Raw genomic sequence first — 1,031 nt, 5'->3', positions numbered from 1 at the left:
GCCGCAACTTGAACAGGATCAGCAGCGGCGCGGCGATGAAGATCGACGAATAGGTGCCGAACACCACGCCGAACAGCATCGCCATGGTGAACGAACGGATCACCTCGCCGCCGAACAGCACCAGCGCCAGCAGTGCCAGGATCGTGGTCACCGAGGTCAGCGTCGTTCTCGACAGGGTCTCGTTGATGGCGTTGTTCAACAGCTGCGGCAGCGGCATCTTCTTGTATTTTCGAAGATCCTCGCGGACGCGGTCGTAGACGACGATGGTGTCGTTCAGCGAATAACCGATGATGGTCAGGATTGCCGCCAGCGACGACTGGTTGAATTCCAGCCCGGTGATGACGAAGAAGCCGATCGTCATGACCACATCGTGGATCGTGGCGATGATGGCGCCGACAGCGAACTGCCATTCGAAACGGAACCAGACATAGATCAGGATGCCGACCAGCGCGATCAGCATGGCGATCGTGCCCTGCTTGGCGAGTTCGCCCGAAACCGTCGGTCCCACCACTTCGACGCGGCGGAAATCATACTGGTCCTGCAACTCGCCGCGCACCTTGTCGATGACGGTCTGCTCGGCGTTCTCGCCGCCGTCCTGGGTGCCGACGCGGATCAGCACGTCGTTCGGCTCGCCGAACTGCTGCACTTGCACTTCGCCGATGTTGAGCTCCGTGAGCCTGCCGCGGATGTCGGCGAGATCGGCATTGCCGGTCTTGGCCTGCACCTCGATCAGCGAGCCGCCCTTGAAGTCGATGCCGTAATTGATGTCGACGGTCATGAACAGCACGACCGACAGGATCGACAGCAGGCTGGACAGCGCGAAGGTCCAACGGCGGATACCCATGAACGGAATCTTCGTACCCGGCGGAATGAAGGTCACCGGCGCCTTCGGCAGTTCCTTCGGCCGGGCGCGGCGCAGCCAGATCGACACTAGCAGCCTGGTGAAGGTGAAGGCGGTGAAGACCGTGGTCAGGATGCCGATGGCGTAGGTGATGGCAAAACCCTTCACCGGGCCGGTGCCGAGGTAGAAC

General features: G+C 61.4%; 1 protein-coding gene. It reads right to left on the bottom strand.

Annotation, left to right across the window (positions count from 1 at the left end):
• A partial coding sequence (gene secF, locus EN781_RS33135; protein ID WP_127400759.1) for a protein translocase subunit SecF occupies window positions 1-1,031 on the bottom strand: 1,031 nt, incomplete at both ends.

Origin of the sequence: Mesorhizobium sp. M4A.F.Ca.ET.090.04.2.1 (genome assembly GCF_003999085.1) — a bacterium.
Taxonomy (GTDB): Bacteria; Pseudomonadota; Alphaproteobacteria; order Rhizobiales; family Rhizobiaceae; genus Mesorhizobium.
Note: the sequence above shows the minus strand (reverse complement) of the source record. Positions and strands in the feature narration are given on the sequence as shown.